Genomic DNA, 9,678 nt, shown 5'->3' on the forward strand with positions numbered 1-9,678 from the left:
GATTTCTGGTTCGTTTTGCAACTCCAGACTATCACTGTCAGCGGCTCTGCCCACCCCTTGCTTGCAGGGCAATTCTTCTTATCCTAGTGCCATGAGGGTCGGAGCCCAAATGCGGGATGCAGCCCTCTCGCACCGCCAGCTTTGATCGCGCAATTGGGATCCGACCCCCATTGGCTACCACCCGTGCAGTAGCAACAGATTACTTCTATTTTGATAGTCAAAAATAGGAGCTTACCGTGCTTATGGAATAAGCACGGGCAGGATTTTTCATGCCTGAAAAACAGGCTAAAAATGCAGAAACCCTAGCGCACCCGTTCCCCCGCCAGCGCGGCGTGCAGCAGGCGCAGGCTGTGGGGTTCGCTGAGGAAGCGCATGTGCTCGGCGGCGCTGGGGGTGGCGCCGCCGGTGCGGCTGAGTTGCAGCACGCGCTGGCGGCGGTGTTCGCCGCGCAGGCCTTGGCCGGTGTGGCGCGGGCCCAGGGCTTGCAGGGCCAGGGCCGCCAGGCGCGGCAGGTCCGTTAACCACGGGGTGGCGGCGGCGCGCGGGGCGTGGGCATAGCGCCAGGCTTGCTTCAAGACGGTGGGTGAACGGCTTTCTTCGGGCACAAGCAACCAACCGGCATCTTGCAGGCGCTGGCCCAGGCCGACGCGGCTGCTGAGCACGGTAAAGGGCACGGCCAGCAACAGCGGCAGGCCCATGGGCAGCAGCCACAGCAGGGAGTCGGGGGCGAACCAGGCGACCGCGCCCAGCAGGCAGCCTACCGCCAGACCCAGGGGGCCGAAGCGCTGGACGGCATCGCCCCAGGGCAGGTCGCTGGCTTCGCGTGGGGGGGATGTCCATTCCAGCTTCCAGCCGGTCAGGCCGCCCAGCACGAACAGGCTGTGCGCGGCCATGCGCAGGGGGGCTTGCAGCATGGACATCAGCGCCTCCAGCATCGTGCTGCCCAGCAGCTTCAGGCTGCCGCCAAAGGCCGCCTGCTCACCGCGCAGCAGCACCGCCAGCAGGCCCAGCACCCGGGGCAGGGCCAGCATCAGCGCGGTCGATACCCACAGGGTGGCCACGCTGCGGCTGGACCACAGCGGGATCTCGCTGTCGTGCAACCACAGCGCGGCACCCAGCACCACGTACAGCAGCCACAGCGGGGCCGACACGTAGGACATGGCTCCCGTGGCCAGCATGGCGCGGTGCACCGGGCGCAGGCCGGGTTCGGTCAGCAGGCGGGCGTTTTGCAGATTGCCCTGGCACCAGCGGCGGTCGCGTTGCAGCTCGGCCAGCAGGTGGGGCGGTTGTTGCTCGTAGCTGCCTTCCAGGTCGTTGACCAGCCAGACCTCGTAGCCTGCGCGGCGCATCAGCGCGGCTTCCACAAAGTCGTGCGACAGGATTTCGCCCGCCAGCGCGCCCTTGCCGGGCAAGGTGGCCAGCGCGCAGTGCTGCATGAACGGGGCCACGCGGATGATGGCGTTGTGGCCCCAGTAATGGGCCTCGCCCAGCTGCCAGAACTGCATGCCGGCGGTGAACAGGCGCCCGGTGACGCGGCTGCCAAACTGCTGGCCGCGGGCGTGCAGGGTGGCGTGGCCGCAGGCGCGGGGGGCGGTTTGCAAGATACCGGCGCGGGGGTGGGCTTCCATCAGCCGGGCCAGGGTAACCAGCGTGTCGCCGCTCATCACGCTGTCGGCATCCATTACCACCATGTAGCGGTAACTGCGGCCCCAGCGGCGGCAGAAGTCGGCCACGTTACCGGCCTTGCGGCGGGTGCGGTGCTGGCGCCAGCGGTAGTGCACACGCAGCTGGCTGCCTGCACTGGCGAGCTGCTCGCGCAGGGCTTGCCAGGCGGTGAGCTCGGCGGCACGCAGGGCAGGGTCATTGCTGTCGGACAGCACAAACACATCAAACAAGCGCTCGGCACCGGACGTGCTGAGCGACTCGCAGGTGGCGCGCAGCCCGGCAAACACCGTGGCCACGTCTTCGTTGCAGATCGGCATGATGACGGCGGTGCGGGCATCTGGCGGCAGCACGGTGTGGGCCGCGCTGCGCGCCGACAGCGCATGCGGGTCGCCGCGCAGGGTGACCCAAAAGCCCATCACGGCGGTCACCGTACCCGCCGACACCCAGGCAAACAGCAGCGCAAACAGGCCCAGTTGGGTGGCCAGCAATACATCGCTACCGGCCCCGGGCTGGGCGCGCCACAGCAGGGCGGTGGCAAACACGGTGGCGCTGGCGATCCAGAACAGCAGCCAATGGCGGCGCTGCTGGGCTGCGGCTTCCCAGGCGGGCGCTTGGCCCTGGTGCCGTGCGGCACTGGCGCGCCAAGGCGCATCGGCAGGGGCTTGCTGGCCGCGCAGGCGACCGGCCAGGCCGAGCCAGGGTTGCGCCCGCATGGAGCCGCGCTGGATGGGGGGCATACCGGAGGAGGAAGGTGTGTGGTTCATGGGGCAACCTGGATGTAGGTCCATGTCTCACTGACCGTTTGGGGGCCAGTGCTGGACGGGGCGGTAAGAAAGGCGCGCAGCTCCACCGGTTGCGCAGGGTTCAGCGTTTGCACGCGCAGGGCCATGCGCCAGGCCCCGGTGGCCTCGACGCGGTACACGTTGGATTCGGTGATGCGTCCATTGCTGTTGGCGCTGGCCACGGCCTTCAGTGCACCCTTGCTGGGCAGGGCCGGGCCGGCGAAGTCCACGATGTACTGCTGCTCGTTTTTCGCCAACGTGGCAAAGCTGTGGCCGACGCGGGTTTGCGCCACCCAGGCCTGGGGGGGGCGCTGCTGGGCATCGCCCTGCCAGTCCACGCGCCAGGCGATGTCCAGCGGCTGGCCGGGGGCGGGCAGGGTGGCGGGCACCCAGTAGGCGACGATGTTGTCGTGGGTTTCGTCGGGCGTGGGCAGTTGCACCAGCTCGACCCGGCCCGCGCCCCAGTCGCCCAGCGGCGTGACCCAAGCCGAGGGGCGGCGTTCGTAGCTCGCTTCGGTGTCTTCATAACTGGCGAAGCTGCGGTCGCGCTGCATCAGGCCAAAGCCTTTGGGCGCGCGGGTGGTGAACGATGTGACCAGCGGGCTGCGCGGGTTTTGCAGGGGCCGCCACAGCCATTCACCCTCGCCGCTGGCCAGCATCAGGCCGTCGGAGTCGTGCACTTCGGGGCGGAAGTCGGTGCGGCTGGGTTGGTTTTCGCCAAAGCTGAACATGCTGGTCAGCGGGGCGATACCGAGGGTGCGGATGGGGTTGTTGGGCGTGTCGCGCAGGTACAGCCGGGCTTTGACGCTCATGCGCGTCGTGGTGCCGGGCTCGATCTCGAAGCGGTAGACACCGGAGACGCGGGGCGAGTCCAGCAGGGCCAGCACGGTCATGGCGGTGGCACCGGCTTTGGGGCGCTCGATCCAGAAGTCGGTGAAGCGGGGGAATTCCTCCGGCCCGCCGCCCGCTGTGTCTACTGCCAGCCCACGGGCCGACAGGCCGTAATGCAGCCCGGCGCTGAGGGCGCGGAAGTAGCTGGCCCCCTGGAACACCACCAGCTCGTCTTTGTAGGCGGGGTTGTTCAGCGGGTAATGCACCCGGAAACCCGCGTGGCCGATGTCGCCCCAGGTGGCGGGCTGCAGCGTGTTGGCGCCGTAGCTGAAGTCTTGGGGGTTGAAGCGGAAGGGGCGCTCGCCTTCGGGCGTGGTTTCAACCAGGCGCACCGGCTCGGTCTGGTACTTGCCCAGGTGGAAAAACATCAGCTCAAACGGCAGTTGCGCGGCGCGCCAGGCGGCCTGCTCGGGCTTGAAGCGGATGTCGCGCATCTGGTCGTAGGTCAGCTTGGCCAGCACATCGGGCGTGCGGCTGGGCACGGGGCTGTAGGGCTGGGCGGCCAGGGCGCGGGCGCGTTCGCCCACAGAGTCGAAGTCGGTGGACATTGCGACCAACGGGATGGCCAGCAAAAGGGCAGCTAAAGAGCGGTTCAGACATTGCATGCCCAAACCTAGTGCAAACCCTAGGCCAGTGTGAAAAACACTTTCAGATCAAGCACTTAGCCTGCTTTTCACATGTGTAGCAGGATGTGGGGGCCTGTAAAGCGTCGCTGATTGGCGACAGAGCCCAGCGCACGGCCTACCGTGCAGGCCGTAAGTGCTTGATGAATAAGGGAAAACCCGTTGTCGCTAGCGGGCGACAGGCGGCTCGGGGTCGTCGCTGTTTTGCGACTCGGGGCCGGTGTCGCCTCGGAACAGGCCCGGGGTCAGGCCGTGTTTTTGCAGCAGGCGGTAAAACTCGGTGCGGTTGCGCTCGGCCAGCCGGGCGGCATCGGCCACCTGGCCGTCGGTGAGCTTGAGCAGGCCCACCAGGTAGTCGCGCTCGAAGCGGTTGCGGGCCTCGGTAAAGCCCAGCACCTCCACCGTGGGCACGCGCAGCGCCCGCTGCACCAGGGCCAGCGGCACCAGCGGCGTGGTGCACAGCGCGCAGACCTGCTCGACCACGTTGTGCAGCTGCCGCACATTGCCCGGCCAGGCGGCGGTGGACAGCTGGCCCAGGGCATCGGGTGCAAAGCCTTTGAGCGGCTTGTGGTACTTGCTGGCCAGGCGCTGCAAAAAGTGCTGGGCCAGCAGGGCGATGTCTTCGCGCCGCTCGGCCAGCGGCGGCAGGGTGAGGGTGACCACGTTGAGGCGGTAGTACAGGTCTTCGCGGAAGTCGCCGCTGGCCAGGGCGGCCTCTAGGTCGCGGTGGGTGGCCGAGACGATGCGCACATCCACATCGATGGACTGCTGCGCCCCCACGGGCCGCACCTGGCGCTCTTGCAGCACGCGCAGCAGCTTGACCTGCAGGGCGGGCGGCATGTCGCCAATTTCGTCCAGAAACAGGCTACCGCCGTGGGCGCTCTGGAACAGGCCGCGGTGGTGCGCCACCGCACCGGTGAACGCGCCCTTGACGTGGCCAAACAGCTCGGACTCCAGCAGCGCCTCGGGGATGGCGCTGCAGTTCACCGCCACAAACGGGCCGTGGGCGCGTGGGCTGGCGCGGTGGATGGCGCGGGCCAGCAGCTCCTTGCCGCTACCGCTCTCACCCCGGATCAGCACCGAGGCATCGCTGGGCGCGACCAGCCGGGCCTCGGCCAGTACCTCGTCCATCACCGCCGAGCGGCTGACGATATCTTCGCGCCACACCTCGCCCGCCGAGCCCGGCAGGGGCCGCGCCGTGGCCGAAACCGCCAGCGCCCGGCTGACCGCCGCCAGCAGCTCCTGTCCGTCAAACGGCTTGGTCAGGTAGCTGAACACCCCGCGCAGCGTGGCATCCACCGCGTCGGGGATGCTGCCGTGGGCGGTGAGCAAAATCACCGGCAGGCCGGGCAGGCGGGCCTGCACCGCGTCGAACAAGGCCAGGCCGTCCATGCCGGGCAGGCGTACATCGCTCAGCACCAGTTGGGGCCGCAGCACTTCCAGCCGGGCCAGGGCTTCCTCGGCGCTGGCCACAGCGGTGACCTGGTGACCCGCCGCGCCCAGGCGCAGCGACAGCAGGCGCAGCATGTCGGCATCGTCGTCGACCACCAGGATCTGCACGCGCTGCGGGTTTTGCAAACGGGCCGGGCTCATGGGGCTTTGCCTGTGCCGTTGCGGGGGGCCAGCGAGCGTTCGATGGCCTTCAGGGCTTCGAGCTGCTCGCTGAGCTGGTCGATGCGGCGTTGGCTGTCGCGCAGTTGCTGGGCCTGGCGGCTGACGATTTCGTCCAGTCGTTTTTGCTCGGTGGCGCGGGCGGTGAGCAGGCGCGCCCAGTCGAACCAGGGCAGTGCCGCCGGGTCAGGGGCGGCTTGCACGGCTTCCAGCTGGGCCAAGGCCTTGGCGGCATCGCCGGGGGTGCGGGTGTGCAGCCAGACCAGGGCCAGGTGCACCGCGCTGGCCGGGGTGGCGGGCTCAGACGCGATGCGGGCGGCAATAGCGGGCAGCACGTCGGGTGCCGTCTGGCGCAGTTGGTCTTGCCAGCGCAACAGATCGCGCCCGGCTTGGGCGGTGGGGTCGGGCGCGGGCAGCACAGGGGGCGGCTCCACGGCGGGCGGCGGTGGTGCGGGCGGGGTGTGCACCGGCGTTGGCGGGCGAGGGGCATCCGTGAAAACCGGGGGCAGTGGGCTGGCACAGGCCGCCAGCGCCAACAGGCTGGCCGTGCCAAGCCATCGCAATAGGTCATGCATAGGGGGCATCCAGAGGTAAGAGTATGCGGAAGCAGGCACCGCCTGCGTCGGCCATCAGCTGCACGCGGCCACCGTGGGCGGCAACCTGCTCGCGCACGATGGCCAGGCCGATGCCGCTGCCGCGCGGTGGGGCGCTGAGGGTACTGCTGTTGTGGGGCGGCGGCTGGGTGCTGCCCCGGTAAAACGGGTCGAAGACGTGTTCTCGGTCGGCGGCGGCGATGCCGGGGCCGTCGTCGTTGATCTGCAAGGCGATGTGCCGGTCTTCGCTGCTGCCCAGCAGGCCCACCCACCAGCGGATACGCCCGCCCACCGGGCTGAACCGGATGGCGTTGGACAGCAGATTGCCCAGCGCCATGCCCAGCCGCTCGGCGTCTACCGGGTGGCTCAATGTGGCATCGCCTTCCACCACCACCGCCAGGCCGCGCGCTTGCCAGCTCAGGCGCTGGGCCTGCACCACGCCCTCCACCAGGGGGCGCAGCAGGGTGGGGCGGCGCTGCAGTTGCCGGGCATCGAAGGCGGCGGCGTTGTAGCGCAGCAGGTCTTCAATCTGCTGCTGCAGCACGCCGGTGTTGTGCTGCAGGATACCGACGATCTCGGCCTGCTCGGCGCCCAGCGTGCCGCCCACGCCCTCGTGCAGCAGGGCCACGCCTTCGCGCAGCGCGGCCAGCGGGGTTTTGAGCTCGTGCGAGGTGTGGCGCAGAAAGCGGGCCTTGTCTTCGTCCAGCTCGGTCAGGCGCAGGCGCAACCAGTCGAGCTGGCGGCCCAGGCTGGCCAGGTCGGACGGGCCCCGGATCACTACCGGTTCGCTCAAACGCCCCTCGCCCAACGCCACGATAGCCGCGCCCAGGCGGCGCAGCGGCTGGGTCAGCCACAGCCCAAAGGCCAGTGCCGCCGCCGCCGCCGCTACGATGGCCACCAGCACCTGCTGCACCTGGCGGTTGCGTTGGGATTCCAGCGCGTCTTGTACTTCCTGGTTGTGCTCGGCAATGCTTTGCTGCACCTGCAGCGTCAGCCCGCGCGAAATGTTGTCCAAGGTGCGGAACTCGGCCGCCACCGCCACGCCCCGGGCCGCCAGGGCCAGCCGCCCATCCGCCAACTGGCTGCGCACCCGCACCACCGAAGCCAGCCACTGCTGGGCCAGCGCCGCCGTGGGTGGGTACTGGCCTAACGGCAAGAGCATGGCCTGGGCCTGGTTGGCGGCATCGTCAAAACGCTGGCGCAAGGCATCGTCGCCCAGCACCAGGTACTGGCGGGCGGCGCGCTCCATGTCGGTACTGCGCTCGGCCAGGCCGCGGGTGGACAGGTTGAGCTGCACGCTCTGCTGCCCGGCCTCGCGGCTTTTGGCCAATACCCCTTGCAGGGCCTGCAAACCGCTGAGCGACACCGCGCCCAGCAGCAGCGCAATCAGCACGAAGGCGAACAGCAGCAGTTGGCGGAAAGAGGCGCGTAGGGTCACAGGCAGAGGCCTTGGGGTAGCAGGCAGGGTATGGACGCAGTATAGAAGGGCTTGCTGCACTGCAACAATTGCAGGGTTATTTCAAGGGTGTTTTTAGGCCTCTTCGCTTATGGAATGGGCGTGAGCAGCTTCTTTATTGATAGCAATGGCGGGGTTGCTGGATCTAGGTCAATAGTTTGCCCAGCGCCATTTTTTGGGCGCGCCGCTCGGCCCCCTGGCTGCGGGTGTGTTTGCCCGCCGCGCCACTGGTGGCACGTTGGGCCAGGGCCCGGGCGATGTGGTTGCGGGGTGGCTGGTCGAGGGCGACCACCAGGCTGATCGGCTGCTTCATGCGCGAAATCATCTTGGCACTCATCTGTGCACGCTCCAATAAAAACGCCTCGGCATAGGGGTGCCAAGGCGTAGTCGGTCAGCCTTGGGCGGGATGTGAATTGCACGCATCCAGCCGGGCGGAAGGGAGCGAGCGTTAGGTGGGACGATGGGTCATGGGGTTCGCGAAGGTGGCTAAGGTTTAAACCCTGCAAGGCTATTCGTTGCAGGGCAGTGCACAGTGGCGAAGGCGCGATTCTGGCGGAAACCCCGCTGCCTGCGCAAGCCGGTTGTGGCAAAAATGCTGCACAATGGCTTGCAAGCTTTTTAGGCCTCCTGTGCTTATTCTGTGGGCGCAAGCAGCTATCTATTCCATAGTAACCACCATGCAAACCCCAACGCAGACTCTGACGCTCCCCCAAGCCCGCAACCTGCACCTGGCCGCCCAGGGTTTGCTGAACCCGCCACGCCGCAAGGCAACACCCAGCGACCTGCGCCAGTGCATCCGGCGCATGCAATTGCTGCAGATCGACACCATCAGCGTGGTGGCGCGCAGCCCCTATCTGGTGCTGTTTTCGCGGCTAGGGGCCTACCCGCAGGCCTGGCTGGATGCCGCCCTGGCCAGCGGCCAGTTGTTTGAAACCTGGGCCCACGAGGCTTGCTTTGCGCCGGTAGAAGACCTGCTGCTGCACCGCAGTTACAACCAGGGCACCCGCCGCCACTGGGGCCTGGTACACGGGCAGGCGATCCAGGCCCGCCAGCGCACCGAGCTCGACGCTCTGCTGGCCCACATCGGCATCAATGGCCCGGTCAAGTCCTCCGAATTTGCCCGCACCGACGGCAAAACCAGCGGCGGCTGGTGGGACCGCAAGGACGAAAAACGCTGGTTAGAGGCCCTATTTGCCAGCGGCGAGCTGATGGTGGCCCGGCGCGACAGCTTCCAACGGGTCTACGACCTGGCCCACCGCGTGCACCCCCACTTGGCCCACGCCCCGCTGCCCGCTGCCGCCGAGGTGCACACCGGTTTTGTAGAAAAAGCCATCCTGGCCCTGGGCATCACCCAGGCCCGCTGGGTCCACGACTACTTCCGCCAAAAGCCGCGCACCAAGGATGCCGACCTTGACGCGCTGGTGGCGCAAGGCGTGGTACAGCGCGTGGAGGTGCAGGGCTGGACGGCCCCCGGCTACGTGCACCACCAGCACGCCGAGCTTTTAGAGAAAGCCGTTGCAGGCCAGCTCCGTGCCACCCACACCACCTTGCTGTCGCCCTTCGACCCCGTGGTCTGGGACCGCGAACGCGCTTCCACCCTATGGGGCTTCGACTACCGCATAGAGTGCTACACGCCCGAGGAAAAGCGCACCTACGGCTACTTCGTGCTGCCCATCCTGCACAAGGGAGCCCTGGTTGGGCGGCTGGATGCCAAGGCGCACCGGGCGCAGGGGGTGTTTGAGGTGAAGGCGCTGTTTGTGGAGGAGGGGGTCAAGCTCAGCGATACGGCGGTTAAGGCCTTGGCGGAGGCGATCCAGCGCTGCGCGGATTGGCATGGGACACCGGAGGTGCGGGTGGGGAGGGTGGTGCCGGAGGGCCTAGGTGATCAGTTGTCCAGTGCTTTGGTGAGGGTGCTCTAGCCATTCTGCAAAACGCGTCACCTGTGCTGGTCAAGTTTTTTCGGACACCGCGATAGGTTGTTTGATTGCCGATTGCTGCTCGAAAGCATTGGGTGGCAAGTTGCCCAGTTTGGAGTGCAGCCGCACGCTGTTGTAGAA

General features: G+C 67.6%; 7 protein-coding genes. 1 reads left to right on the top strand and 6 read right to left on the bottom strand.

What is annotated here, in order from left to right:
* Positions 1-302: 302 nt before the first annotated feature.
* The 6 genes from mdoH to AC097O_RS24080 all read right to left on the bottom strand — a co-directional run bounded on the left by mdoH (position 303) and on the right by AC097O_RS24080 (position 7,958).
* Positions 303-2,429 (bottom strand): glucans biosynthesis glucosyltransferase MdoH, encoded by a 2,127-nt coding sequence (mdoH, locus tag AC097O_RS24055; RefSeq protein WP_479595457.1) that lies wholly within the window; start codon positions 2,427-2,429, stop codon positions 303-305.
* Complete coding sequence (locus AC097O_RS24060) at positions 2,426-3,886, bottom strand: glucan biosynthesis protein G (protein ID WP_479595458.1); 1,461 nt, start codon at positions 3,884-3,886, stop codon at positions 2,426-2,428. Before AC097O_RS24060 ends, mdoH begins: the two co-directional genes overlap by 4 nt.
* A 243-nt stretch (positions 3,887-4,129) precedes the next feature.
* Positions 4,130-5,554: a sigma 54-interacting transcriptional regulator gene (locus AC097O_RS24065; RefSeq protein ID WP_479595459.1), complete on the bottom strand. Its 1,425-nt coding sequence runs from the start codon at positions 5,552-5,554 to the stop codon at positions 4,130-4,132.
* Complete coding sequence (locus tag AC097O_RS24070) at positions 5,551-6,147, bottom strand: hypothetical protein (protein ID WP_479595460.1); 597 nt, start codon at positions 6,145-6,147, stop codon at positions 5,551-5,553. The genes AC097O_RS24065 and AC097O_RS24070 overlap by 4 nt, the downstream gene beginning before the upstream one ends.
* A complete protein-coding gene (locus AC097O_RS24075) occupies positions 6,140-7,603 on the bottom strand; it encodes a HAMP domain-containing sensor histidine kinase (RefSeq protein ID WP_479595461.1) in 1,464 nt (487 codons plus the stop codon). Before AC097O_RS24075 ends, AC097O_RS24070 begins: the two co-directional genes overlap by 8 nt.
* Before the next feature lie 163 nt (positions 7,604-7,766).
* Positions 7,767-7,958 (bottom strand): hypothetical protein, encoded by a 192-nt coding sequence (locus AC097O_RS24080; protein ID WP_479595462.1) that lies wholly within the window; start codon positions 7,956-7,958, stop codon positions 7,767-7,769.
* Between the two features lie 340 nt (positions 7,959-8,298).
* Between AC097O_RS24080 and AC097O_RS24085 the strand changes: the two genes are divergently transcribed.
* Positions 8,299-9,540: a winged helix-turn-helix domain-containing protein gene (locus tag AC097O_RS24085; protein WP_479595463.1), complete on the top strand. Its 1,242-nt coding sequence runs from the start codon at positions 8,299-8,301 to the stop codon at positions 9,538-9,540.
* Positions 9,541-9,678 lie beyond the last annotated feature (138 nt).

The organism is Rhodoferax sp. LS1P39 (assembly GCF_056521425.1).